Here is a 25,449-nt window from a genome sequence, read left to right as displayed (position 1 = left end):
ATGAAAGAAAAAATCAAGCTCTCCGGCGTGCCGGAGACCATGCTGCAAACCGTTTATGCAAGAGCGAAAGAAAGTCGAGGCCGCGGAACCATTCACGATGCAAAAGCAGAGGAAATCATTGAAAAGCTGGACTACGATTTTTCCCTTGCCGACAAGGATACCGCCATGCACAGCGGCGTTATTGCCCGCACCATTGTGCTGGATAAGCTGACAAAATCGTGGCTTTCGACGCATTCAGGTGCGGTGGTCGTCAATATCGCCTGCGGGCTGGACACCCGGTGCTATCGGATGTCTGGTTACTCGCATTGGTATAACCTCGATCTGCCGGAGACGGTGGTGGTGCGGGAGAAGCTCCTGCCGGAAAGCGGCACAATTTCGCAGATTGCAATGTCCGCCATGGACGATTGGGGAGGCGAAATCAGCGAGCAGACTGTGCCGGTGCTGATCGTCATTGAAGGGCTGACCATGTACCTGAACACAAAAGATGTGCAGCAGATTTTTGCAGTGATTTCCAGCTGCTTTGAGAAAGCCACAGTATTTGTGGAAACAATGAACCCGATGATCGTGAAGCGCTTCAAGGAAAAGTCCATTGAGGGCAGCCATGCAAAATTCACCTGGGGCGTGAAGAACGGTTCGGCTCTTGCGGCGCTGCTGCCGGACTTCCGATTTGTCGAAGAACACAGTCTTTGCGAAGGAATGGCGGCGTTTGCGCCAATTTACAAGTTACTGGACAAGTTGCCCGCCGTGCGGAATATTTCCAATAAGATCATCGTTCTGGAAAAGGAGTGAAGGAGAATGTCATTTTTTGAGAACACCCGCAAACCTGTAGGACTTGGTGGCAGAATCATGGCTTCCATGATGAATCTTGGGCATACACCTGTGGCATCATGGGGACTTGAATTTCTGCATCTTTCGCCGGATGCCAACGTGCTGGACTGCGGCTGCGGCGGCGGGGCAAACATCAAAAGGCTGCTGAAAAAGTGCCCGAATGGAACTGTGACCGGTATCGACTATTCCTCCGTCAGCGTAGAGAAGTCTAAAAAGCTGAACGCAAAGACAATTGCGGAGGGACATTGCCGTGTACTGGAAGCCAGCGTTGCGATGCAGCCCTTTGAAAATGAAAAATTCGATGTTGTCACTGCCTTTGAAACCGTCTATTTTTGGCCGGGTCTGCCGAAATGCTTTCAGGAAGTCTACCGGGTACTGAAGCCCGGCGGAACATTTCTCATCTGCAACGAGAGCAACGGCGACACGGATAAGGACGAGAAGTGGACGGAAATCATCGGCGGCATGACCATCTACAAAGACATTGAGTTAAAAGCGTATCTGGAGCAGGCAGGCTTTTACGAGGTGCAGATACACAAAAAGAAAAGCTGGCTGTGTGTGATGGGGAAAAAACAGAAGGAATAAGGAATGCTGCTGTAAAGGAGAAAGCAAAATGGAAATCAAACGTTTTGGCAATCCGGTCGAAAAAAAGATCATGATGCTGCACGGAAATCTGATGTGCTGGCGGCAGTTTGAAGATGTGATTCCGCTGCTGGAAGAAGAATTTGATGTTTATGCCGTCAGCTTTGACGGCTTCGACGGTACCGGAAAAACGACCTATACTACGGCACAGGAACAGGCTGACAAGCTGGAGGACTATCTGAGCCAGAACTGCGATGGTACGCTGGATGCGCTTTATGCGGAGTCCCTCGGCTGCGGACCGGCCGTATACCTGAAAGCGTCGAAAAACATCCAAATTCGCAGGATGATTCTCAGCGGGCCGGAATATCTGGATTTTGGCATTTGGAACCCGTTGATTCTGAGAATAATGCCCCAAAAGCAGTATCAGACGGCGAGAACAAAGAAAATGCCCGCATGGGCGCTGCGCTTCATGGGGCAGACGGAAGCAGGCATGCAAACTATGCTGGATAGGATACCGGACCATGTCAGTCTGGAATCCGTTTATGCCACATGGAAGATTGGACTGTACCTGTACCGCTGTATGCCGGAACCTCAGCCGGACGCGGAGATGGCCTGCTGGTATGGGCAGCGGGAGGGGCATATGAAAAAAGCCATTGAAAAGCTGCGGATGGTTTACCCAAAACTGACAGTTCAGTGCTTTTCGGATTTTGGACACGGGGATATCCTCAACCATCCGGCGCTGCTTGCTGAGAAATTGAAGAATGAGATAATCTAAAAATAGATTTGCGTTATAAAAGTGAGGAGGATGCGCCATGTCAAAGAAAGCGACCGAGTTTCAGAGAAAAGCCATGAGCAAGATGTACCGGAGCAAGGAGATCTTCAAGCCCCTGAACACGGGCTGGGTGGATGAGCACGTGGCCTGCGTGCGGGAGTGGGTGGCCAACATCTTTTTCTATCGCAAGGGCGACACCACCATCATGATCGATGCCGGGTACAATTACGACCGTCTGGAAGAAAAAATGGGCTGGCTGGAGATCGATCCCAAGTCCATCCGGCACATCCTCATCACCCATCAGGACACCGACCATGTAGGTGCAGTAGAGGCGGACAGCCCCGGCCTGTTCAGGGATGCAAAGCTCTACATTGGTGAGATTGAAAACCGTTACCTTACCGGAGAAGTCCGCCGCAAGGTGATCTATCATCTCTATAGGCTGCCGCAGGTCACTATCAACAATGAGAAGGTGCTACTTACAGAGGGGCAGGTTCTGGACATCGACGGGATCAGGATCGAGTGCCTTCTCGTCCCCGGCCACACCTGGGGGCATATGGTCTATCTTATTGATGACAAATACCTGTTCACCGGTGACACCATCTGGTTCGGTGCGGACGGTGGATACAGCTTTATCTCCGCTCTGGCAGAGGATAACAAGCTGGCGGTGAAATCGCTGGCGGCTTTGGAACAGAAGCTGCAAAGCCGTGGACTTCACCCGGTGTTTCTCACCGGCCACACCGGCTGGACGGACAATTTTGAATTTGCGTTTGCACACAGAGAAGCGTTGTGCTCCCCGTTCAAAAAGAGAGCACATGACCCGTCTGCGCCCTATGATGCCTATGACGAATCGGACGACACAGAAAAAATGGCAAAAAGCGGTTTTCTGAAGGGAGTGGGGAGATGAAAATCTATTCCTTCGGCGCAGAAACTGCCCCGGTCATCCTGCTGCTTCCCGGCATCTGCTGCCACTGGAAGAGCAACTTTGGAAAAGTTATCCCGCTGCTGTCCGATACCGTCCGTGTCCTCTGCGTCAGCTACGACGGCTTTGACGAAACGGAACGCACGGAGTTTTCCGGCATGATAAAGGAAACGGAAAAAATCGAGGCATATATTCGGGAGAACTGCGGCGGCCGCATCTGTGCGGCTTATGGCTACTCGCTGGGCGGCTCGTTCGTTGGACTGCTGGCGGCGCGGCAGAGGGTTCATATAGCCTATGGCATCCTCGGCAGCTCCGACCTTGATCAGGCATCCCCGTTTGTGGCAAAGCTGCAAACAAATCTGCTGCTGCCGCTGATCTATCCGCTGCTTCGGGACGGGCAGTTTAAAAGCCGCCTCCTCCAAAAGTGCCTTGAGAAGCGAAAGGCGGAAACGAGCAGCTATGTGCAGGCGTTCATGGATATGTTTGGCGGTGCACGGCCCTATGTGACCATGCAGAGCTGCAAGAATCAGTTCTATTCCGATCTCGTCACCCCGCTACCGGACAAGATCGACGTTCCGGGAACAGAGATCCATATTTTCTATGCGCTCAAAATGGGCGAGAAATACCGCAAACGCTATGAACGGCACTTTGCAAACCCAGTTATTCACGAGCAGGACTTGCAGCACGAGGAGCTGCTGGGCTGTTATCCAGAGCGCTGGGCGCAGTTGGTAAAGGATATCATGGCGGGAAAGCAATGAAACACCTGCACTTTGCTGTGGGCGCAGCGGCAGTATGTGGAATATCTCTCGGACTGGCGCACGGATCTTGGGGGAAAGAAGAATCAGCCCATCTATTACGAGTTTACTGCCTGCCCCATTGCGGAATTTGCCAAACAGCATGACCTATTGGAAGTTATGCCTGCCATCTGCAATCCCGATTATGCTGCTATGGAGCTGCTCCACGCACGGTTGGTGCGAATGACAACCTGTGCGGACGGCTGTAAGTGCGATTATAGCATCTGCGGAGACAGGGATGAATATCTGAAAGAGCACCCCGAATATGTGGATGAGGCTGGATTTAGGAGGAATACATAATGTTACTGCAAGTGATTTTGGAAGGATTAGGATTGGGCGCATTGCTGGTATTGGTCTGTGCCATCGGCATCCGCAAGGGCGCTGTCGGAATGGTGCATCTTTATAGTGACACGGTGCAGCAGCGATGCATTGAACTGGGACTGACTACAAAAGAAAGAATCAGGCGAAAAGCCATCGTGTTGAAAATTGTTTGCCTGTCGATTTATATAGCGTATGTGTGGCTATGCGTGTATACGCTCAATGGCGCAAGTGGATTTTTGACTGTATTCTGGCAGTGCTTCGTCATCCTGTCCGTTATGAATCTAATTGACCGGTTTGGCATTGACGGCTACTGGGTCGGACATACCAAGGCGTGGGTGATTCCGGGGACGGAGGATCTGATGCCGTACATCTCAAAAACTGACAAATACAGAAAATGGCTTGCCGGTACAGTTGGTATGGCGGTGATTTCCATAATCCTTGCGGGGATCGGAATGCTGCTGTAAGGAGGAATACATTATGAAACACATCCATTTTGACGTTGAAACAGATGGCTTTTACGGTGCATATTGGGCGTGTAAAACGCCATCTGATTGTGCCATGATCACCATGATTGGGGATGACCCGGAAGATTATATGGCTCGTTCCTGCGTGAAATGGCTTTTGAAGCAGGACATCCATGTCCTCACCATGTCCCCGGCAAAAAAGGATTATGGTCATCACAACTATCCATTGGAGCGTGTGGAAACAGCAATTAACTGGCTAAAAAACCACGGTATCCACAAAATCGGTATTGTGGGTGCATCTACAACGGGTACACTGGCGTTGACAGCGGCATCCTACTTTGCGGATATTACCCTGACCATCGGCATGACACCCAGCGATTTTATCTGGCAGGGATTCATGCAAGGCAAGAAAGACGGTTGCAAAGAATGGCCTATTGAGGGTGAATCTCTCTTTTCTTACCGAGGAGAGCCTTTGCCTTATATGCCATTTGTTTATCAACACCCGCAGTATTGGCAGTGCATTGCCGCCGAAACCAAGCGTACCGGCGATATGGTCAACTCATGGAAACTTTTTGACGATTCCGAAAAGGCACATCCTATTACAGATGCCGAATTTATCAAGGTGGAAAATATCAAGGGGAAGCTCCTGCTCATTGGCGCAAAGGATGATGTGCTGTGGGACACAGCGAAATACATTCGGCGCATGAAAAAACGATTGGCAGAACGCCCACACACCTGCGAGGTAGAAACAGCGATATATCCTTATGCTACGCACTTTGTTTTCCCCGAAGGTCTGATAAAGATCATGCTGCCTGTTGGTTCGGGTCTGTTTGTGAAAATGGCATTTCAGAGTGCGAAGAAGCACCCGAAAGAATGCAAATCGGCTCGTGTGGATATTGACCGGCGTATCACCGCCACCATTGAATCATGGAAGGAGGCTGCGATATGAAATACATAGGAATGCCTTTCGGTATGTGGACGCTGTTTGTGCCGTCCTTCCGAAACCAGTTGACAGCGGTATTCGGCTATGATACGGACACCGCAAAAGCCATCACGAAAAAAGCAAAGCCGAAATACAGGGAAATTATCTCCGAGCTGCCCGAATTTGAAAAGGACGACCGGTTCAAGATGAACCTCGTCAACTGTGCGATGATCGGTGCGTTCATTCTCTCCATGCCGAAGCGCCCGGATACAGAGCGGCTGACCGTCTACTACGCTAACGCCATGATGACAAAGCCGATGCAATGGTTTTGCCGCAGGAGCGGAAAAAGCAAATTTACCGCAAAGGACATTGCTGCCATGAAAGCCACCGCTGCGCAGAGAGCCGCCGACCGAAACCCCTATTCGTGGAACATGGACTTTTACGAATATCCCGACGGCAGCGGCTACGAGGGACGCTTTACCAAATGCGGCATCTGTGTGCTGATGAAAAAGCTGGGGCTATATGACCTCACTCCTGCGCTGTGCCGTCTGGACTACACCATGAGCGAGGCAGGCGGCGCAACTGACTTTGTGCGGCAGTACACGCTCGCCTCCGGCGGTCCTTACTGCGACTGCGGATACAAAAAGAGGACCTGATATGAAACTGATCGTCACTTTTGCATTTTACTTTCTTTACTGGTTTATCTGCTTCCTTGGCACGGGTGCGGACAGGAAAAATCTTGCCGGACTCCGTTCCTATCCCGATGCCGTCCAGAAGGCGGTATGAGAACATCCGGTGCTGGGGAAAGCTGCACCGCAGGAGAAATCCATCATAGCTATCCTGCTTGCCAATTTGCTTCTTTTTACAGTCGTGTTTTCTGTTTTAGGGTTGGCATTGAAAAATATCCTCGACTTGAATAGCTTTGTAACAGCCTTTTGGTTTTTCCTGACTCTGGGCGAAGGGCTGGGAGGGTTTGATCTTGTCATCATTGACCTGCTGTGGTGGCGAAATACCAAGCGTATCCGCTTCTCCTTCCTGCCGGAGCAATCCCACTATCAAGACCCTACCAAGCACGTCAGCTCTTTTCTGCGGTTGTTCCCGCTGTTATCGTCTTTTGGCTTCCTGTTCCTGCTGATTTTGGATAGGCTCATTCCGCACCAGCACCGCAATGCTGACCATGTTTGGATTCGGCGTGATGATGGTGCTGGATGTCGAGTTGGGATAAAGATTTCAGTACTGCCGCATAAGTTTTTTTGCCAAATGGAGCGAAAAAAGCGGATAGGATTAGAAAGTAAAAACATAACCCATTGTTACAGCCACTTTAACAGTTCTGCTCGTCGCCCTTACGGGGACTGGCGAAGATGAACCGCACTCTGGATATGCTGAAATTCAAATGCTGGTACTATGAGCAGGCAATCAAAGACGGCAGTGAGGGCAGACTAAAGGCACTGATTCCTGACCGCTTGCCGGATGGAATTCGAAAAGCATATGAAAATGCGCATAGTTAACCTTTCCATACTCCGTATCGTCTGATTCGGAGCAAAAATACCCCGTAGTTTTCCCAACGAGGCATCAAAGATGATTTCATTCTGTTTTCTGTAAACTGTTATCCATTTCTCCTGATAACCATTTAAGTCCCGGCCAATGTATCAAAGAGCATTCCAAGCTCATCTCAGCAAATCAGACAAGCACTGCATATACGGCAAATAGCGATTGATTCTTTGCCTAAACCAAGGCGCGCCCTTGTTGCACCTACGGTCGCGTAAAAATTAATAGCCTGCTATTGACTTTAAAACGAAAGCGTGCTATCATTATTGTGAATTTAAAAGGAGGCGGTTTTATGGCGAATATAATTCCCAGCGGACAGCTGATTAAATTGCTGCATGACCGGCTGGAAAAGCAAGCGAACAACACCCTGAGAGGCAAAGACCTGACTATGATGCAGATTTCGGTCCTAATGGAGCTGCAAAAAGCCGAGCAGAAGCAGCGCTCCATGAAGGAGCTGGAACGGAAATTCTGTGTCGCGCAATCTACCGTGGCAGGAATCATCTCCCGCTTGGAGCAAAAGGGCTTCGTGGAGGCGTTCGGAGATGCTTCCGATAAGAGAATCAAATTGGTTCATATCACACCCGACGGAGAAGCCTGCTGCCGGGAAGCAGCTGGATACATGGCAAAAGCGGAGCAAATGCTGCTGCATGGATTTTCCGAGGATGAGAAAACCATATTCAATCAGCTTCTGGCAAGAGCCGCAAAAAATATGAAGTGAATACCCGCCGCGCATGGCGGGTTTCGCTCAGAACAAAATGATAGCGTGCTATCGTAATTGGAGGATATTATGGAAAATAATAAGTCGATGGAAGTCTTTGCGAAGGCACCGATTCGCAAAGCGGTTTTACAAAACGCACTGCCCGCAATGGCGGCAATGCTCATGGTGCTGATCTACAATCTGGCGGACACGTTCTTTATCGGGCAGACCCATGACGATTTGCAAGTGGCGGCAGTTTCCCTTGCCACGCCGGTTTTCCTGCTGTTTATGTCTGTGGGAACGGTCTTCGGTATCGGCGGCACCTCGGTGATCTCCCGCGCCTTGGGCGAAGGACGGAAGGACTACGCAAAAAAGGTCTGCTCGTTCTGTATGTGGGGCTGTGTTGCTGTCGGAGTGCTGATGTCTGCACTGTTCCTGATTTTCATGGATCAGATCCTTGCGCTGATCGGAGCAAGCGCAGAAACCTGGGAGTATGCGAGAACCTATCTGACGATTGTAAGCTTCTCCGGTCCGTTTGTCTTGATCGCCAACTGCTACTCGAATGTCATTCGTGCCGAAGGACAGTCCGGCAAGGCGATGATGGGGCAGCTTTTGGGAAATCTCTTGAATGTCATTCTTGACCCCATTATGATCCTTTTGTTCGGCTGGAACATTGCCGGTGCAGCCATTGCAACTGTCATCGGAAATGTGGTGGGCGCGGGATATTACATTGTCTACTTCCTGAAAGGCTCGTCCTCCCTCAGCATCAGCCTCAAGGACTTTTCCGTGAAGGAAAAGGTTGCCTCCGGTGTTCTGGCAATCGGCATTCCTACTGCCTTGGGAAATCTTCTGATGAGCCTTTCCAGCATCCTCATGAACAGTCAGATGGCAAAATACGGCGATATGGCGGTAGCCGGTGTGGGCGTTGCCATGAAGGTTACAATGATGACAAGCATGGTTTGTATCGGACTTGGGCAGGGCGTTCAGCCGCTGCTCGGTTATTGTGTCGGTGCGAAAAACTGGGAGCGTTACAGAAGCGCCTTCAAATTCTCGCTGATATTTGGCTTTTTCCTCAGCGCCGTGCTGACGCTGATCTGCTATCTCTTTACCGGACAGATCGTCAGCGTATTCCTCACGGATGCGGCGGCGTATGACTATGGCGTTTCCTTTGCCCGCATTCTCCTTTGCACCAGTTTCCTGTTTGGCGTATTCTATGTGCTGGTCAACGCGCTGCAAGCCCGCGGTGCGGCAACGGAATCCCTGATTGTCAATATCTCCCGTCAGGGGCTTATCTACATTCCGGCTATGCTCATCCTCGGGACGATCTTTCACGAAACAGGACTGATCTGGGCTCAGCCTGTGGCGGATGTGCTGTCTCTGGCGCTGTCTATTGGGCTGTACTTCCGTATTTCGGAAAAAGAGAACGGTTAAATTCAAAATGGCTTGGGACTATCCCAAAAATGAAACCAGGGGGTTTCGGAGGTCAGCCGGAACGCTCTGGTTTTTCGATGTGGGTACTCACCGGATTTGCTTGCCACTCTGCAAGGAAATCCCGGAATTCCTTGTTATCTTCAGTCAGCTTGCTGTACGCCGTCTCACTGAAATAGCGGGAGTGTGCTTTTTCTCCGTGTACCAGAAGCACGGCAGAGCGAATCTCGCTGCTGTAATCCGCATCCGGGTCCGGCTGATTTTTTCTGGATGCAGGCTTTACACCCTTCATCTTGATATAGAGATAGCCGCCGACACCGGCTGCACCAATCACAAACAGAAGCAGCATAATTATCGGAATATAAAGAAATCCCCGAAAACTCGATGTTTTCGGGGAAAATTGTTCTTTTCTGATATTCGGTTGAATTATCGTTTGCTGAACTGCGGAGCACGACGAGCTGCTTTGAGACCGTATTTCTTACGCTCTTTCATACGTGGATCACGTGTAAGGAATCCAGCAGCTTTAAGAGCTGGTCTGTAGTCTTTGTCTGCCTCAAGGAGTGCTCTGGAAAGACCATGACGGATTGCTCCAGCCTGTCCTGTGTATCCACCGCCGTGAACATTAACGATCACGTCGAATTTACCCTCTGTCTCTGTTAAAGCCAGTGGCTGACGAACGATAACCTTCAGAGTCTCAAGTCCGAAGTACTCATCGATGTTTCTTTTATTGATAGTGATTTTACCTGTTCCAGGTACCAGGTAAACTCTTGCGATTGATTTCTTTCTTCTTCCTGTTCCGTAGAATTTTGCGCTAGCCAATGTTTTCTACCTCCTATTAAAATGTTAAAACTTCAGGCTTCTGAGCCTCATGTTTGTGCTCTGGTCCTGCGTATACGAAAAGTTTCTTGTTCATAGCTCTTCCAAGAGGTCCTTTCGGAAGCATTCCCTTAACTGCGAGCTCGATAACCTTCTCAGGTTTCTTTGCTAACATTTCTTTTAATGTGGTTTCTTTCATTCCACCAACATAGTCGGAGTGGTTATAATAAATCTTCTGCTCAAGCTTCTTGCCTGTAACTTTGATCTTATCAGCGTTTACAACGATTACATAATCTCCTGTGTCAACGTGCGGTGTAAACTGAGGTTTGTTCTTTCCTCTTAAAACACTTGCAACACCGGATGCCAGACGTCCCAGAGTGCAACCCTCTGCGTCAACTACATACCATTTTCTTTCGATTTTATCCGGATTAGCCATATAAGTCTGCATGGTCCTACCTCCTGTTATTTATCAACGATAATGTTTCTCAAACCGCGGTACTTCCGCGAAAAAAAGTAAATGGAAACGCGGGTGCAAAATAAATCGCGGAAATGTCCGAAACCGCTGATAAAATGCCGTCGCCGGGGCTATTGGCTCAAGCATCTTCGCACTACGTCACATTGAGTTATTATATTATAAGGCACCTTGCCTGTCAACTGTTTTTTCTTGTAATTTTCAACAAAATTCCTGTTTTCAGAAAAACTCGATTCCCATCAGCGTCAGACCCTGAGCCGGAGCTGTTGGTCCTGCTACTGCACGGTCACAGGCTTTTAAAATCTTGTCCATGCGTTCCGGCGGATACTGCCCGTTTCCGATCTCGATCAGGGTTCCGGAAATGATACGCACCATATTGTAAAGGAAGCCTGTTCCTGAAATGCGGATGGTCACCATGTCACCATCTCTCCACACGTCCATGGAGGTCACGGTACGGATGGTGGTCTTCACCTGTGCGCCGGAGCCGCAGAAGCTGGCAAAATCATGGCGTCCGATCAGATAAGATGTTGCTTCCTTCATCTTATCCACATCCAGTTTATAATGGTAAAAATAAGAGTACAAACGCTCCGTTGGCACCGGAAACCGCCGGTTCAGGATACGATATTCATATGTTTTTTCACTGTCACAGTAACGGGGATGAAAATCCGGCTCCACCTCCTCAGAAAGCTGGATACGGATATCCTCCGGAAGTCTCTGGTTCAGTGCATAGGAAAATTTTTCCCCGGGGATCCTGGATTCGGTATCAAACACCGCCACATTTCCAAGAGCGTGCACTCCTGCATCTGTACGGCTGGCACCGATGGTCTCGATCTTTTCCCCAAGCAGCTCACTTAAGGTATCGTTTAAAACGCCCTGAATGGTGATTCCATTTGGCTGTGTCTGCCAGCCTGAGTACTTGGTTCCATCATAAGCTACAACAAGTCCTACTCGTTTCATAAAGTATATTCCCTCCTGATACAGACATCCCTGCAGTACTTTCTATCCCAAAACAGACATACCGTCCTGCAAAATGCCTGCCTGATCCGGTTACAGTTCCGCTGTGCAAAATGCAACGCTTCGGACCGTTCCATGTCTGAGTACCGGCAGGATTTGGCTACAGTCCCGCCACACGGAATGCAACACCCACCGCAAGATATGCCACAAGGATTCCATAGGCCGCATAATCTCTTTTTTCATAATGCAGCGGCTTCATCTGGGTTCTGTGCTCTCCACCATGGTAACACCTTGCTTCCATGGCCATTGCCAGATCATTGGCGCGGCGGAACGCTGAAATAAACAGCGGCACAAGAAGGGGTACCATATTTTTCGCCTTCTGGATCAGGTTTCCGTTTTCGAAATCCGCACCTCTGGCGATCTGTGCCTTCATGATCTTATCCGTCTCCTCCAGAAGGATCGGGATAAATCGAAGGGCAATGGACATCATCATGGCGATCTCATGTACCGGCACCCGGATCTTGTTCAGCGGACGGAGCAGTCTCTCCAGACCATCTGTCAGCTGATTCGGCGTGGTAGTCAATGTCATGATGGAAGATCCGATCACAAGGTAAACAAGACGGATCGCCATTCTTCCTGCAAGAACAAGGCCTTCCCTTGTGACCTTGATGATTCCGAAACGCCACAGCACTTCGCCAGGCGTCAGGATGATATTGAACACAACCGTGATCAGAAGGATCATAACGATAGCCTTCAGACCCTTGAACATGAATTTCACCGGAACCTTGGATATTGCGATCATGGCTACCAGAAATGCTGTTGCCACCGCATATCCGAGAAATGTATGGAACAGGAACACAGAGATCAGAAATCCCAGAGTTCCCAGAAATTTGGTCCGTGGGTCCAGTCTGTGAAGAACGGATTTGGCCGGATAATACTGGCCAATGGTAATATCTCTGATCATTTTTCCGCCCCTCCTTTGTTCAGTAATGGAGAGTTCGCCTGCGCAAGTGCGGCAAGGATACTGTCTCTGGCTTCCTCCACCGTTGTGGCATCTGCATCCACATGCAGCCCATGTTCCTTCAGCGCATGCATGATATAAGTGATCTGCGGTGCGGCAAGTCCCATGGTTTCCAGTTCCTTATAATGGGAAAAAACCTTCTTCGGCTCATCATCAAATACAGCTTCTCCGTGATTCATAACAATGAGGCGCTCCACGTATTTCGCAATATCCTCCATGCTGTGGGAAACCAGAACAATGGTTATCCCTCGCACCTTATGAAGCTCTGCGATCTGATCCAGGATATCATCCCTGCCCTTCGGGTCAAGCCCTGCTGTGGGCTCGTCCAGGATCAGAATCTTCGGGTTCATGGCAAGAACCCCTGCAATAGCTACCCTTTTTTTCTGGCCTCCGGAAAGCTCAAAGGGTGATTTCTTGAAATTGGACTCTTTTACTCCAACCTGAGTCAGCGCCTGCTTCGCTTCTTTCTCTGCTTCTTCCCTGGAAAGTCCCTGATTCATAGGTCCGAAACATACATCCGAGATCACATCATTTTCAAACAGCTGATGCTCCGGGTACTGAAACACCAGACCAACCTCGCTGCGGAGCTGTTTCCGGTCATATTTCTCAGCCCACACATCTTCTCCGTTATACAGAACCTGGCCGGATGTTGGCTGTACCAGCGCATTCAGATGCTGGATCAGCGTGGATTTTCCGCTTCCTGTGTGTCCGATGATCCCGATAAACTGGCCGTCCGGGATCACAAGGCTGACATCCTTCAGCGCATGGCTCTCATAGGCTGTCCCGGGGCTGTAGGTATAGGTTACATTTTTTAATTCGATTGACATAATGCGCTCACCAGCTCCTCTGTAGTCAGTATTCCATCCGGAACATCCACGCCGGATTTCTTCAGTTCATATGCAAGAAGTGTTACCTGTGGTACATCCAGTCCATACGCCTTAAGGGTATCCACCTGGGAAAAGATCTCTTTGGGATTTCCCTGCATCACAACATTTCCGCTGTCCATGACATAAACACGGTCAGCATGGATCACTTCCTCCATGTAATGGGTGATCAGAATGACTGTTACCTTTTCCTTACGGTTCAGCTCCCGCACTGCCTCCAGGACTTCCTTTCTTCCGTTAGGATCCAGCATGGCGGTAGGCTCATCCAGAATGATGCACCGCGGGCGCATGGCCATCACGCCTGCAATAGCCACTCTCTGCTTCTGCCCTCCGGAAAGTTTGTTTGGGGACTGATAACGATAGGCTGTCATACCGACTTTTTCCAGGCTGTCATTCACCCGTTTCCAGATATCATCTGTAGGAACTCCCATATTTTCCGGACCAAAGCCTACATCCTCTTCCACAACGGTTCCTATGATCTGGTTATCCGGATTCTGAAATACCATTCCTGCCTTCTGGCGTACCTTCCAGAGTTTGGTCTCTCTGGCGGTATCGATCCCGTCCACCAGCATCGTTCCCTCTGTTGGGATCAGAAGCGCATTCATATGCTTCGCCAGTGTGGATTTTCCAGATCCGTTATGTCCCAGAACTGCCACAAATTCTCCTGCTTTAATGTCCAGGTTCACATCATTGACTGCACGCTGCATGTCTACCACATTGCCGTCATCATCGTATCTCTGATAGTCAAATCCCAGCTTAAGCGCCTTGATAATTCCCATCTTTTCTGCTCTCCTTAATCCTCTGTAGCTGCCGGTTCACCAAGGCCGGTCAACTCATCGATCAGTGCCCATATCTCGTCTCTTCCCTGCTTCGTCTCCGCAGAAAACGGAAGGATCTTTCCCTCTTTCGGAAGGCCCAGTCCGATGCGGATCTCCTTCAGGCTTTTTGCCACCTGGCTGCGTTTCAGCTTGTCAAGCTTGGTCGCGATGATCACCGGCTCATATCCGTTGTGACAGATCCAGTCATACATCTGCTTGTCATTGGCGGAAGGCTTGTGGCGGATATCCACCAGGAGAAAAACCGCACGGAGCTCTTTGGAATTATGAAGATAGCCCTCGATCATTTTTCCCCATTTTTCCTTCTCTGCCGCAGAGACCTTGGCGTAGCCGTAGCCCGGCAGGTCTACGAGATACATTGCTTCATTAATATTATAAAAATTGATCGTCTGTGTTTTTCCCGGCTGTGCGCTGGTTCTTGCCAGGGCCTTGCGGTTCATCAGACCATTGATCAGGGAGGATTTCCCTACATTTGATTTTCCCGCAAAAGCTACCTCCGGCCTTCCTGTGTCCGGGATCTTGCTTGTGATGCCGCAGACGATATCCAGCGATACGTTTTTGATTACCATTCGTTATTCCTCCCTTTTCTTTTAAAAGCCCTGTCCTGAAGGTCAGGGCAGGGTTTTTCTGTTTTTTGTTTATGCAAGAGCTTCACCGAGAACTTCTTTCATGCTATCCACAAACCGGATATTCAGTCCCTGGATGATCTCTCTGTCCATCTCCTCGATATCCGGACGATTTTTCTCCGGAACAAGGACTTCTTTGATCCTGGCATATTTAGCTGCAAGCAGCTTCTCTTTCAGTCCGCCGATCGGAAGCACACGGCCTCTTAAGGTGATCTCACCGGTCATGGCAAGATCCGCACGTACCGGTTTTTCGATAATTGCAGACAGCATGGCAGTTGCCATTGTAATACCTGCGGACGGGCCATCCTTCGGAACGGCACCCTCCGGGATATGTACATGCATATCATGCTTCTGGAAAAATTCCGGATCGATCTCATATTGGTCAGAAACCGAACGGATATAGCTGATACCTGCCTGTGCAGATTCCTTCATCACATCTCCAAGCTGTCCGGTGAGAAGCAGCTCACCTTTTCCGGGCATGATATTGACCTCGATCTGCAGGGTATCACCGCCTACCTGTGTCCATGCAAGACCGCGGGCGATCCCGATCTCATCCTTCTCATTGGCCATCAGATAGTTATATCGTTCTTTGCCAAGGAATCTGGAAATATTTCTGGATGTGACAACTACCTTATCCTTACCCTCTTCCATGATAGCACGTGCAGTTTTTCTGCAGATACGTCCGATGCTTCTCTCCAGAGAACGGACTCCTGCTTCCTTGGTATAGTTGTTGATCAGCTTGCCAAGAGCTGCCGGCTGGATTACCAGCTTGCCTTCCGGAATACCGTTGATCTCCATCTGCTTCGGGATCAGATGTTCCCTTGCGATATGTTCCTTCTCATTTTCCGTATATCCCGGAATTTCCATCAGCTCCATACGGTCAAGAAGAGGTCTCGGGATTCCCTGAACATCATTTGCAGTGGCAATAAACAGTACCTCGGAAAGATCCTGGGGAATCTCCACATAGTGATCATTGAACTTACTGTTCTGCTCCGGATCCAGAACCTCCAGAAGTGCTGCGGAGGTATCTCCTTTATAATCGCTGCTGGTCTTGTCGATCTCATCAAGAAGCATCAGCGGGTTGCTGACTCCGGCTTCCTTCAGTGCGACTGTGATCCTTCCTGGCATGGCACCGACGTAAGTCTTTCTGTGGCCACGGATCTCTGCCTCATCACGGACACCTCCAAGACAGATGCGGACGTATTTCTTGTTCATGGCCTCTGCCACAGAACGTGCAATGGAAGTTTTTCCGGTTCCCGGAGGTCCCACCAGACAGAGGATCGGACTCTTTCCCTTGTGGGTCAGCTTACGTACAGCAAGGAATTCCATGATACGCTCTTTGACCTCTTTCAGTCCGTAATGCCCCTCTTCCAAAACCTTCCATGCGTTCTCAAGATCCTCGGAATCCTCGGATTTCTTATTCCACGGAAGTGCAAGAACAGTTTCCAGATAGCCTCTCTGCACCGTTGCCTCTGCAGCACTGGCTGCCATTCCTTTAAAACGGCTGATCTCCTTAGAAATCTTCTCTTTTACTTCATCAGATGCATCCAGCTCCTTCAGCTGTTTTTTAAATTCATCGATATCATCAGCAGTATTCTCCTCGCCCAGCTCCTCACGGATGGTTTTCAGCTGTTCCCGGAGGATATACTCTCTCTGATTCTTGTCGATATGGGATTTCACCTTGCGCTGAAGATCTTTAGTGATATGGATCACCTCGATCTCGCTGCCAAGAAGCGCTCCGAGGATCTCATAACGGTCATTCAAAGACACTGCTTCCAGAAGCTTCTGCTTGTTCTGATACGCCATCGGAAGATTTACTGCGATCTGGTCGATAGTTTCCTGCACATCTTCGATGTTCATGATCTGGGTTACCAGATCCTTGCTTACTTTTCCGCTTTCTCTGCAGTATCTCTGAAAAAGCTCCCGGATGCTGCGAAGCATGGCGTCCTTTACCGGTTCCGGGTAATCCTCTTCCTGTGCCGTAACGATCTCGCATTCCGCCTTCAGATATGGTTCCTCCTGCTCCAGGCCCAGAACCTCTGCCCTGTCCAGTCCCTCTACCAGAACCCGGTAAAGATCCTGCGGAAGCTTCACCACCTGCTTGATATAAGCGACGGTTCCTACCTGATACAGATCCGTAAGTTCCGGTATTTCCACCTCAGGATCCTTCTGTGTCAGCAGAAAGATCTTCTGGTCATGGAGCATGGCTGCTTCCACGGCACGGATAGATTTCTCCCTGCTCACATCAAAGTGTACGATCATATCCGGAAGGACTGTAGTCCCACGGAGAGCGATCATTGGCAATATATTGACCTGATTTGTCATTTATGTCATTCCCTTCATCAAGCTGTTTCCGGCTTGCCTTTCTTTCTCGAACGGGATGTTTTGCGTCCTGCTTTTTTTGCAGGAGCCTTGGCCTCCCCGTGGATGATCTCCGGCTCTCCGGTTCCCTCCACTGCCTCTTTTGTGACGATACACTTACGGATGGTGTCGTCCGATGGTGTCTTGTACATCAGATCCATCAGGGTATGCTCCATGATGGCACGAAGTCCTCTGGCACCTGTTTTTCTCTCAAGAGATTTCCGGGCAACTGTCTCAAGTGCTTCATCCTGGAACTCAAGCTGCACGCCATCCAGCTCAAAAAGCTTGTCGTACTGTTTTGTGAGAGAATTCTTAGGCTCCTTCAGAATACGGATCAGTGCTTCTTCATCCAGAGAATCCAAGGTTACCACGACCGGAACTCGTCCGATAAACTCCGGGATCAGACCGAATTTAATAAAGTCCTCCGGCATAACCTCCTTCAGAACTTCGCCCACATTGCGGTCTTCCTTCTCGGAAACCTCTGCTCCGAAACCAATGGATTTGGTATCCTGTCTTGCCTCGATGATCTTCTCCAGTCCGTCAAAAGCACCACCGCAAATGAACAGGATGTTTGTAGTATCGATCTGGATAAATTCCTGATGAGGATGCTTTCTTCCTCCCTGAGGAGGTACGCTTGCAACGGTTCCTTCCAGAATTTTCAGAAGTGCCTGCTGTACGCCCTCACCGGACACATCTCTGGTGATGGAGGTATTCTCGGATTTTCTTGTGATCTTATCGATCTCATCGATATAGATGATTCCGTACTGGGCACGCTCAATATCATAATCGGCTGCCTGAATGATCTTCAGAAGAATGTTCTCAACATCCTCGCCAACATAACCTGCCTCTGTGAGAGTAGTGGCATCTGCGATGGCAAAAGGAACATTCAGCAGTCTTGCCAGTGTCTGTGCAAGAAGTGTCTTACCGGAACCGGTCGGACCAAGCATCAGGATATTACTCTTCTGCAGCTCCACGTCCAGGTTTCTTGAAGCAAGAATCCTCTTGTAATGATTGTAAACAGCTACGGAAAGTGCCTTCTTGGCATCATCCTGTCCGATCACATACTCATCCAGGATACTGTGGATCTCTTCCGGTTTCAGAAGGTTGATCCCTGTTTCATAATCTGCCTCATGATCATACATACTGAATTCTTCTTCCATGATCTCGGAGCAGATCCCGATACATTCATCACAAATATATGCTCCATCCGGACCTGCGATCAGCTTGCGTACCTGATCTTCAGTCTTATGGCAAAAGGAGCATCTTACCTTTCCTTCTTTTACTTTATCTGCCATATCTTTTTGTTTCCTTTCTAAGCGTAAATGTCCGTCTCTCGCAGACATTTAAAATTCCTTTTTAAAGCAAGATAAGACTCCTGTGTCTTTACAGGAGTCTTTTCTTACGCATTATTTGTGGATCACAACACCGTCGATCAGGCCGTATGCCTTAGCTTCTTCCGCTGTCATATAGTTGTCACGGTCAGTATCTTTTTCCACAATCTCAAGAGGCTGTCCGGTATTCGCAGAAAGAATCTCGTTCAGCTTCTTTTTGGTTTTTGCGATCTGGTCAGCTACGATCTGGATCTCTGTAGCCTGCCCCTGTGCACCGCCTGATGGCTGATGGATCATGATCGTCGAATTCGGCAGTGCATATCTCTTGCCTTTGGCACCGGATGACAGGAGGAAAGCTCCCATGCTGGCTGCCATTCCAAGGCAGATCGTAGATACATCGCACTTGATATACTGCATTGTATCATAAATTGCCATTCCGGCAGTTACAGAACCACCCGGGCTGTTGATATAAAGCTGGATATCCTTGGAAGGATCTTCTGCTTCCAGGAAGAGAAGCTGCGCAACGATCAGGTTCGCACTGACATCGTTTACCTCTTCTCCAAGGAAAATGATTCGGTCCTTAAGAAGTCTTGAATAGATATCATAACTTCTTTCTCCTCTGCTGGTCTGCTCAATGACGTAAGGTACTAAACTCATTTTGCCCTCCATTTCCGAGGTTTATTACGCCTCTACAGCTGCATCGGCAACTAATGTAACAGCTTTCTGAACAGCCATATCTTTCTTCATCTGCTCCATCTCGTTCTCACCGATGAGATCTTTTAATTTGTCTGCTTCCATCTTGTACATCTCTGCCATCTTGGAGATCTCTTCGTTAACCTCTTCCTCTGTTGGCTGGATGTTCTCTACCTCAGCGATCTTCTCAAGAACAAGTCTTGTCTGGATTCTCTTAAGAGCCTGTGGCTTCATGTCTTCCATCATCTTGTCAACGCTCTGGCCTGTGAACTGGAAGTACTGCTCCATGGAAAGACCCTGGGACTGCATTCTTCTTGCGAAATCGTCAAGCATCTGACGTGTCTGTGTCTCGATCATTGCCTCCGGAATATCCATCTGTGCATTCTCGATCACTTTATCTACTGCTGCATCTTCTTTTGCACGACGTGCATCTTCTGCTTTCTTCTCTGTCAGGTTCTTCTTAACGTCTTCCTTGTACTCAGCAAGTGTATCAAACTCAGATACATCCTTAGCGAAGTCATCGTCAAGCTCCGGAAGCTCTTTTGCTTCGATCTTCTTAACATCGCACTGGAATACAGCTTCTTTGCCAGCCAGCTCTTTTGCCTGATACTCCTCCGGGAATGTAACCTTAACTTCTACGTGATCACCTGTGTTAGCACCAACAAGCTGCTCCTCGAATCCCGGGATGAAGGTGTTGGAACCAAGTGTCAGCGGATAGTCTGTTCCTTTACCGCCCTCGAATGCCTCACCATCTACGAAGCCCTCGAAATCGATAGTTGCTGTATCGCCGTTCTGTGCTGCACGATCCTCAACTGTAATGGTTCTGGAGTTTTTCTCCTGCTCTTTCTTAAGCTCAGCCTCAACTTCCTCGTCTGTTACCTCTGTCTCAGACTTCGGAACCTCAAGTCCTTTATAGTCACCAAGAGTTACCTCTGGTTTAGTAGCTACTTCTGCTGTAAAGATAAATGGTTTGCCAGGCTCAACCTGTGTTACATCGATCTTAGGCTGGGAAACGATCTCAAGATCACACTCAGCAAGTGCTTTGCTGTAATGCTCAGGGATCAGAGCGTTTGCAGCGTCCTCAAGGAATACTCCCTTTCCGTACATCTGCTCGATCATTTTTCTTGGAGCTTTTCCTTTACGGAATCCCGGAATAGAAATTCTGCCTTTTGCTTTCTGATATGCATTCTGCATTGCTTTGTCAAGATCCTCGGCGGAAACCTCGATTGTAAGTTTCGCCATGTTTTTCTCCATTTTCTCCACCTGTAAACTCATGTTTCTTGTTCCTCCTTAATCATATCGAGTAAATACCTTATATAAAATAGTTAACACTCGCATTATATATTTACAGTCATTTCTGTAGTATAGCATAACCACTGTAAAAACGCCAGTATTTTTTTCAGTTTTCCATATGCCCCCACAGGGCATTTCTCAGCTGCCCACGTCCTCAATGTTAAAGTAATTTTCTGTCTTTCTTATGTTGTTAAGACAAAATGTAAAAATCCTTTTATAAGTTTTAGGCGTATAATGAACACCATCGTCTGTACCGTCTCCCGTATTGGATACAGTACCATATCCGGTCCGCATCAGATAACTATAAACATCAATATAGTGGTACTGACTTCCAAGCTCACCGGCAAGACCGCTGTTAAAAGTCCGGATATCCTCACATCTACGATTCTGGGTACTTCCCTTTTCCCCTCCATTGATCGGATTCACAGACATATAATACAGACTGCAGTTTTTCATGGAAAGCTTTGTTCCCAGTTTTTTCATGTAATACCCGTACTGTGATATCTTATCATTCAGATCCTGTTTTCCGTTAATATCTCTGAGATCATTGACACCATGATTGAACACCACCGCGATCTTTGCGTATTTTTCATTTTTACGATATTTTTCCAGTTCTTTCAAAAGAGCCTGTGCGCCCGTTGACTTCAGCCAGTCCAGTTCTGTATTAGAACAGCATACAAAGCTGACATAGCTGTCCACATACTCCTTTCCAAACTGTTCGTACAGTACCTTCTGAAGACCATATGTCCTGGAATCTCCCACAAAGATGATCCTTTCGTAATTCTCAGGATAATGAAAGCTGTTCCTGACCAGATTCGGTTCCTGATACCGCCAGAATCTCACCGCATAGAGATGCATGGTCCCACTGACTGTGATCACCTGTCCGGCTTCATACCTTGGTGCGGTCTTCTGACCTGCCCTGGTAGACCATCCAAGGAATGTATAATTCTCTTCATTGGCCATCACCGGTAGTTTCAGTTTTCCGCTTGGAGCCTGGATGATCTTGTAGATATCTCCGTCATTCCTGTGCAGGATCAGTTTGGGATTGTTCTTCTTTTTTATCACTGCATAAAACGTTACATTTCTTTTTACAAAATATTTTTTTCCCGGCTTATATCTTGCCTCCGCTCCTCCTTTTTTCAGAGACCATCCTTCTGCCTGATATCCTGCTGGGACCTGCGGCACTTTGGGAATCGTGATCATGGAACCATATTTCTGTTTCTTTTCCAATTTTTTATATATAGCAGAGGAGGCTCCTCCGCCTGACCTGAAAGATACGGAATACACTTTTTTGCAAGCATTCCCGAATGTATCATCCGACCAGTCAAAGCCGGCAGCTGACACCAAATTTCCTGTGACTGTCATCAGTATAACAAAAAGCGCCACTACCCACAGGACCTGTTTCATCTCTTTTTTCATGCTCTTACATACACCACCGATTCAGCGATCTCTTCTGCCTTTGCGCTTCCCTCCAGCTGTCCGATCAGGGAAAGGCTGAAATCGATGGCTGTTCCAAGGCCTCTGCTGGTAGTTACATTTCCATCTACCACTACAGGCTCCAGAGATGTTCTGGCACTTTTAAGCTGTTCCATAACAGATGGGTACGATGTAGCATTTCTGCCTTTCAGGAATCCAAGTCTCTCGAATATACCTGGTGCCGCACAGATAGCTGCTACCTTGCCGCCATTCTGATAGAAATCTGTCAGAAGCTCAGTCAGCGGTTTATATTTCTCCAGATATTTTGTTCCCGGCATTCCTCCCGGAATTACAAGCATATCCGCATCAGAAAAATCACATTCTCCAAAGGTACGGTCTGTAAGAAGATCGATCCCATGAGAGGTTCTGATCTCTTTTGTCTCTTTGATAGATACTGTCTGGATGTCGATCCCGGCTCTTCTCATCAGATCTACCACGGTCAGTCCTTCAATATCTTCAAAACCATCTGCGAAAAAAATATATACTTTACTCATGATCCTGTTCATCCTTTCTTTTATAAAATCCATAAATATTTTCTGTATTCCCCATTCCCTTCCATAATGCTTTTTCTATCTGAAAATGTCAAGAAATTTCAACAGATATGCCATTGCAAATCCTGTTTTTTTCCTGTAGACTGAACATAATATCTTTTCATTTCACAAATCCGGAGGTTTTTTATATGGAGATCGAACGTAAATTTCTGATCCGGAAGGATGACCTTCCGCAGGATCTGGCTTCTTATCCCTGCCACAGGATCGAGCAGGGGTATCTTTGCACTTCCCCTGTCGTCCGCATCCGCCGGCAGGATGATGACTATTTTCTTACTTACAAATCCAAGGGTCTCATGAGCCGTGAAGAATATAATCTTCCGCTCACCGCTGAAGCCTATGAGCATCTGAAGCCTAAAGCAGACGGTATCCTCATTACCAAGGACCGCTATGTGATTCCGGAAAAAGACGGACTTTTTATTGAACTGGATGTGTTCCACGGAGAATACGAGGGAGTTCTTCTGGCTGAGGTGGAATTTCCTACAGAGGAAGCCGCCAATGCCTACACTGCGCCGGACTGGTTCGGAGAAGATGTAACTTATTCCACCAGATATCATAACAGTACCATGAGCCAGGGCTAGCAGAGCGATTACTGTTCACCCCGTTCTCAGTAACATGCTTCGCGATGCACAGAATTTATGCTAATCGCACTTGTATTTCTTATTTCAGGTGGTATAATTAGTAATGCAGGCAGATATAGTTCATCGGTAGAACATCAGCTTCCCAAGCTGAGGAGGCGGGTTCGATTCCCGTTATCTGCTTTCATTGCCAAAGAGGGCACGCAGTCAGGCGTGTCCTTTTTTATAAATTTCAAGGAGGATTTTTGTTTATGAAGATTGGATTTATCGGATGTGGAAATATGGCCTCTGCCATGATCGGCGGTATTCTCCGTCAGGGGATCTTTTCAAAGGACGAGATCATTGTTTCCAACCTTACAGACGAAGGCAGAGCGCGCAGTGAAAAAACTCTTGGTGTTGTCACCACTCTGGATAACAATGAAATAGTCAGATCTGCAAAAACTGTCGTTCTTGCAGTAAAGCCGCAGTTTTATGAGGAAGTTCTCACAGAGGTCCACGACAGTCTCACGACAGAGCACACCATCATCGGAATCGCTCCCGGCAAGACTCTTGCATGGCTGGAAGAAAAAGCCGGTCTTCCTCTGAAAGTTGTCCGTTTTATGCCTAATACTCCTGCACAGGTTGGGGCCGGAATGACTGCTGTATGTACCAATGACCGGGTTTCGGAAGACGAACTGGCAGAAATCCTTAAGATCACAGACAGCTTTGGCTGTACCGAAGTGGTACCGGAGCGTCTGATGGACGCCGCAGGCGCTGTAGGCGGCTGTTCACCGGCTTATGTGTTTATGTTTATCGAAGCCATGGCAGATGCCGCTGTCAGCCAGGGAATGCCTCGTAAGCAGGCTTATAAATTTGCTTCCCAGACTGTTCTCGGCAGCGCAAAAATGGTTCTGGAAACCGGCAGACACCCGGGAGACCTGAAAGACATGGTCTGCTCACCGGCAGGAACTACCATTGAAGGTGTCCGCACCCTGGAAAAGAGCGGCTTTCGCAGTGCCGTATTCGAAGCGCTTACCGCAGCTGCTGAGAAGGGTAAGAAGTTATAATTTTCGAAAACAAAAACTCCGTGAGGTCTGCATTCACCCGGACCTCACGGAGTTTTTCCATCTCATCTCTTTTATCGTCTGCCGACAGCCCTACAGCAACTCGATCAGCGCGTCAATATCTTCCATTTTTGTTCCCCAGCTTGTGGCAAAACGGATCACTGTATGATCTTCATCATATTTTTCCCAGAAATCAAACTGAACTTCTTTGCCCAGTTCTTCTTTCTTTTTATTTTCCAAAACTACAAACTGCTGGTTCGTGGGAGAATCTAGGAAAAGCTGATATCCTTTTTCCTGAAGGGCTCTTTTCAGCTTCATAGCTGTTTCAATAGCATTTTTGCTGATCCTTGTATACAGATCATCGGTAAACAGTGTGTCAAACTGGATTCCCAGAAGACGGCCTTTTGCCAGAAGGGCTCCCTGCTGCTTCACCATAGTCATAAAGTGCTTCGGAGCTTTTTTCGTAAAGACCACTGCCTCACCGCAGAGTGCACCGACCTTGGTTCCGCCGATGTAGAACACATCTGTACATCTGGCGATATCCTCAAGTGTCACATCTGCTTCCGGACTTACCAGACCGTAGCCAAGTCTTGCTCCGTCCAGAAACAGCGGAAGCTCGTATTTATGGCATACCTCGGAAATTTCCTCCAGCTCTTTCTTCGTATAAAGTGTTCCGTACTCTGTCGGATGGGAAATATAAACCATTCCCGGAAATACCATATGGTCGTGACTTTCATCCCCATAAAAAGTTTCCACATAATCTGTGATACTTTCTGCTTTGATCTTTCCGTTTTCTGCCGGAAGTGTCAGTACCTTATGTCCTGTATACTCGATTGCTCCGGCCTCATGACAGCTTACGTGTCCGGTCTGCGCCGCAAGAACACCTTCATAACGGTTCAGGACAGAACCTATGATCGTGGCATTGGTCTGAGTTCCTCCCACCAGGAAAAACACATCTGCATCCGGGCAGCCACAGGCTTTACGGATCTTCTCCTTTGCAGAATCACAGTATTTGTCTGTGCCATAGCCGGAAAGCTTCTCCATATTGGTTTCCAGAAGCTTCTGGAGGATCGCCGGATGGGCACCCTCGCAGTAATCGTTTACAAAAAATAACATTTTATTTTCTCCTCATCTGTATTTTCATTTTATTTGACACTCCCACAGCTAAAGCAGGGGGATTCTTGCTTCTCCCACTACTGCATTGGCAAACACCTTACGGTACTGCAATGTCTTACACAGTGTCCA

General features: G+C 48.4%; 30 protein-coding genes, 1 tRNA gene and 1 pseudogene. 17 read left to right on the top strand and 15 right to left on the bottom strand.

Features of this window, described 5'->3' with window-relative positions; translation table 11 throughout:
• From NE671_RS06030 to NE671_RS05965, 14 genes are all read left to right on the top strand, one after another.
• Nucleotides 1-789, top strand: a complete 789-nt coding sequence (locus NE671_RS06030) for a class I SAM-dependent methyltransferase (protein WP_147602890.1) — start codon at nucleotides 1-3, stop codon at nucleotides 787-789.
• Nucleotides 790-795: 6 nt separating this feature from the next.
• A complete protein-coding gene (locus NE671_RS06025) occupies nucleotides 796-1,410 on the top strand; it encodes a class I SAM-dependent methyltransferase (protein ID WP_256163771.1) in 615 nt (204 codons plus the stop codon).
• Nucleotides 1,411-1,438: 28 nt separating this feature from the next.
• Nucleotides 1,439-2,182, top strand: a complete 744-nt coding sequence (locus NE671_RS06020) for an alpha/beta hydrolase (protein WP_147602888.1) — start codon at nucleotides 1,439-1,441, stop codon at nucleotides 2,180-2,182.
• A gap of 148 nt (nucleotides 2,183-2,330) precedes the next feature.
• Nucleotides 2,331-3,083 carry an MBL fold metallo-hydrolase gene (locus tag NE671_RS06015; RefSeq protein ID WP_330641786.1) on the top strand — a complete coding sequence of 251 codons (753 nt, stop codon included), beginning with the start codon at nucleotides 2,331-2,333 and terminating at the stop codon, nucleotides 3,081-3,083.
• Nucleotides 3,080-3,856 (top strand): alpha/beta hydrolase, encoded by a 777-nt coding sequence (locus tag NE671_RS06010; RefSeq protein ID WP_147602886.1) that lies wholly within the window; start codon nucleotides 3,080-3,082, stop codon nucleotides 3,854-3,856. Before NE671_RS06015 ends, NE671_RS06010 begins: the two co-directional genes overlap by 4 nt.
• Before the next feature lie 12 nt (nucleotides 3,857-3,868).
• Entirely contained in the window at nucleotides 3,869-4,192 is a 324-nt protein-coding gene (locus tag NE671_RS06005) for an L-2-amino-thiazoline-4-carboxylic acid hydrolase (protein WP_147602885.1), read from the top strand.
• Nucleotides 4,192-4,677: a hypothetical protein gene (locus NE671_RS06000; protein ID WP_147602884.1), complete on the top strand. Its 486-nt coding sequence runs from the start codon at nucleotides 4,192-4,194 to the stop codon at nucleotides 4,675-4,677. Before NE671_RS06005 ends, NE671_RS06000 begins: the two co-directional genes overlap by 1 nt.
• Nucleotides 4,678-4,690: 13 nt before the next feature.
• Nucleotides 4,691-5,626, top strand: a complete 936-nt coding sequence (locus tag NE671_RS05995) for an acyl-CoA thioester hydrolase/BAAT C-terminal domain-containing protein (protein WP_147602883.1) — start codon at nucleotides 4,691-4,693, stop codon at nucleotides 5,624-5,626.
• Entirely contained in the window at nucleotides 5,623-6,255 is a 633-nt protein-coding gene (locus NE671_RS05990) for an L-2-amino-thiazoline-4-carboxylic acid hydrolase (protein WP_147602882.1), read from the top strand. The genes NE671_RS05995 and NE671_RS05990 overlap by 4 nt, the downstream gene beginning before the upstream one ends.
• Before the next feature lies 1 nt (nucleotide 6,256).
• The gene (locus NE671_RS05985; protein ID WP_255639047.1) at nucleotides 6,257-6,385 is read left to right on the top strand and encodes a hypothetical protein; all 129 of its coding nucleotides are present in this window, start codon (nucleotides 6,257-6,259) and stop codon (nucleotides 6,383-6,385) included.
• 9 nt (nucleotides 6,386-6,394) lie between these two features.
• A complete protein-coding gene (locus tag NE671_RS05980) occupies nucleotides 6,395-6,964 on the top strand; it encodes a hypothetical protein (protein ID WP_147602881.1) in 570 nt (189 codons plus the stop codon).
• Complete coding sequence (locus NE671_RS05975; protein ID WP_173740655.1) at nucleotides 6,961-7,107, top strand: hypothetical protein; 147 nt, start codon at nucleotides 6,961-6,963, stop codon at nucleotides 7,105-7,107. Before NE671_RS05980 ends, NE671_RS05975 begins: the two co-directional genes overlap by 4 nt.
• Nucleotides 7,108-7,439: 332 nt before the next feature.
• Complete coding sequence (locus NE671_RS05970; RefSeq protein WP_147602880.1) at nucleotides 7,440-7,865, top strand: MarR family winged helix-turn-helix transcriptional regulator; 426 nt, start codon at nucleotides 7,440-7,442, stop codon at nucleotides 7,863-7,865.
• 69 nt (nucleotides 7,866-7,934) lie between these two features.
• A complete protein-coding gene (locus NE671_RS05965; RefSeq protein ID WP_244095978.1) occupies nucleotides 7,935-9,275 on the top strand; it encodes an MATE family efflux transporter in 1,341 nt (446 codons plus the stop codon).
• Between the two features lie 52 nt (nucleotides 9,276-9,327).
• Here the strand turns inward: NE671_RS05965 and NE671_RS05960 are convergent.
• From NE671_RS05960 to NE671_RS05895, 14 genes and pseudogenes are all read right to left on the bottom strand, one after another.
• Nucleotides 9,328-9,630 (bottom strand): annotated as a pseudogene (locus tag NE671_RS05960) (hypothetical protein); the annotation flags it as partial.
• 68 nt (nucleotides 9,631-9,698) lie between these two features.
• Nucleotides 9,699-10,091 (bottom strand): 30S ribosomal protein S9, encoded by a 393-nt coding sequence (gene rpsI / locus NE671_RS05955; RefSeq protein ID WP_021650596.1) that lies wholly within the window; start codon nucleotides 10,089-10,091, stop codon nucleotides 9,699-9,701.
• Between the two features lie 16 nt (nucleotides 10,092-10,107).
• The gene (gene rplM / locus NE671_RS05950; protein WP_021650595.1) at nucleotides 10,108-10,536 is read right to left on the bottom strand and encodes a 50S ribosomal protein L13; all 429 of its coding nucleotides are present in this window, start codon (nucleotides 10,534-10,536) and stop codon (nucleotides 10,108-10,110) included.
• Nucleotides 10,537-10,779: 243 nt separating this feature from the next.
• Nucleotides 10,780-11,517, bottom strand: a complete 738-nt coding sequence (gene truA, locus NE671_RS05945) for a tRNA pseudouridine(38-40) synthase TruA (protein WP_173722439.1) — start codon at nucleotides 11,515-11,517, stop codon at nucleotides 10,780-10,782.
• Between the two features lie 157 nt (nucleotides 11,518-11,674).
• A complete protein-coding gene (locus NE671_RS05940; protein ID WP_015527359.1) occupies nucleotides 11,675-12,478 on the bottom strand; it encodes an energy-coupling factor transporter transmembrane component T family protein in 804 nt (267 codons plus the stop codon).
• Nucleotides 12,475-13,362: an energy-coupling factor transporter ATPase gene (locus tag NE671_RS05935; protein WP_015527360.1), complete on the bottom strand. Its 888-nt coding sequence runs from the start codon at nucleotides 13,360-13,362 to the stop codon at nucleotides 12,475-12,477. Before NE671_RS05935 ends, NE671_RS05940 begins: the two co-directional genes overlap by 4 nt.
• Complete coding sequence (locus tag NE671_RS05930) at nucleotides 13,347-14,198, bottom strand: energy-coupling factor transporter ATPase (protein ID WP_015527361.1); 852 nt, start codon at nucleotides 14,196-14,198, stop codon at nucleotides 13,347-13,349. The genes NE671_RS05935 and NE671_RS05930 overlap by 16 nt, the downstream gene beginning before the upstream one ends.
• 14 nt (nucleotides 14,199-14,212) lie before the next feature.
• Nucleotides 14,213-14,824, bottom strand: coding sequence for a ribosome biogenesis GTP-binding protein YihA/YsxC (gene yihA, locus NE671_RS05925; protein ID WP_015527362.1), 612 nt, complete (start codon nucleotides 14,822-14,824; stop codon nucleotides 14,213-14,215).
• 69 nt (nucleotides 14,825-14,893) lie between these two features.
• Nucleotides 14,894-17,206 carry an endopeptidase La gene (lon, locus tag NE671_RS05920; protein WP_022426170.1) on the bottom strand — a complete coding sequence of 771 codons (2,313 nt, stop codon included), beginning with the start codon at nucleotides 17,204-17,206 and terminating at the stop codon, nucleotides 14,894-14,896.
• 17 nt (nucleotides 17,207-17,223) lie between these two features.
• Complete coding sequence (clpX, locus tag NE671_RS05915; protein WP_022426169.1) at nucleotides 17,224-18,537, bottom strand: ATP-dependent Clp protease ATP-binding subunit ClpX; 1,314 nt, start codon at nucleotides 18,535-18,537, stop codon at nucleotides 17,224-17,226.
• A 111-nt stretch (nucleotides 18,538-18,648) separates the two neighbouring features.
• A complete protein-coding gene (gene clpP, locus NE671_RS05910) occupies nucleotides 18,649-19,230 on the bottom strand; it encodes an ATP-dependent Clp endopeptidase proteolytic subunit ClpP (protein ID WP_015527365.1) in 582 nt (193 codons plus the stop codon).
• Between the two features lie 24 nt (nucleotides 19,231-19,254).
• A complete protein-coding gene (gene tig / locus NE671_RS05905; protein WP_015527366.1) occupies nucleotides 19,255-20,541 on the bottom strand; it encodes a trigger factor in 1,287 nt (428 codons plus the stop codon).
• Nucleotides 20,542-20,697: 156 nt separating this feature from the next.
• Nucleotides 20,698-21,978, bottom strand: coding sequence for an InlB B-repeat-containing protein (locus NE671_RS05900; protein ID WP_173740656.1), 1,281 nt, complete (start codon nucleotides 21,976-21,978; stop codon nucleotides 20,698-20,700).
• Nucleotides 21,975-22,532 carry a DJ-1 family glyoxalase III gene (locus NE671_RS05895; protein ID WP_147602973.1) on the bottom strand — a complete coding sequence of 186 codons (558 nt, stop codon included), beginning with the start codon at nucleotides 22,530-22,532 and terminating at the stop codon, nucleotides 21,975-21,977. Before NE671_RS05895 ends, NE671_RS05900 begins: the two co-directional genes overlap by 4 nt.
• A 182-nt stretch (nucleotides 22,533-22,714) precedes the next feature.
• Here NE671_RS05895 and NE671_RS05890 point away from each other — a divergent pair, with 182 nt between their 5' ends.
• The 3 genes from NE671_RS05890 (at nucleotide 22,715) to proC (ending at nucleotide 24,207) form a co-directional block, all read left to right on the top strand.
• Nucleotides 22,715-23,164, top strand: coding sequence for a CYTH domain-containing protein (locus NE671_RS05890; protein ID WP_173740657.1), 450 nt, complete (start codon nucleotides 22,715-22,717; stop codon nucleotides 23,162-23,164).
• Nucleotides 23,165-23,273: 109 nt separating this feature from the next.
• Nucleotides 23,274-23,344 (top strand) — tRNA-Gly (locus NE671_RS05885).
• A gap of 68 nt (nucleotides 23,345-23,412) precedes the next feature.
• Nucleotides 23,413-24,207, top strand: coding sequence for a pyrroline-5-carboxylate reductase (gene proC, locus NE671_RS05880; RefSeq protein WP_015527371.1), 795 nt, complete (start codon nucleotides 23,413-23,415; stop codon nucleotides 24,205-24,207).
• A 90-nt stretch (nucleotides 24,208-24,297) separates the two neighbouring features.
• Here the strand turns inward: proC and NE671_RS05875 are convergent, their stop codons facing one another.
• Nucleotides 24,298-25,320, bottom strand: a complete 1,023-nt coding sequence (locus tag NE671_RS05875) for a threonine aldolase family protein (RefSeq protein ID WP_022426165.1) — start codon at nucleotides 25,318-25,320, stop codon at nucleotides 24,298-24,300.
• Nucleotides 25,321-25,449: the final 129 nt, after the last annotated feature.

It is taken from the genome of Blautia sp. DFI.9.10 (assembly GCF_024461705.1).
In the GTDB taxonomy this organism is placed as follows: Bacteria; Bacillota; Clostridia; order Lachnospirales; family Lachnospiraceae; genus Blautia_A; species Blautia_A fusiformis.
The sequence above is the reverse complement of the archived record's forward strand: the minus strand, read 5'-3'. Positions and strand labels throughout refer to the sequence as shown.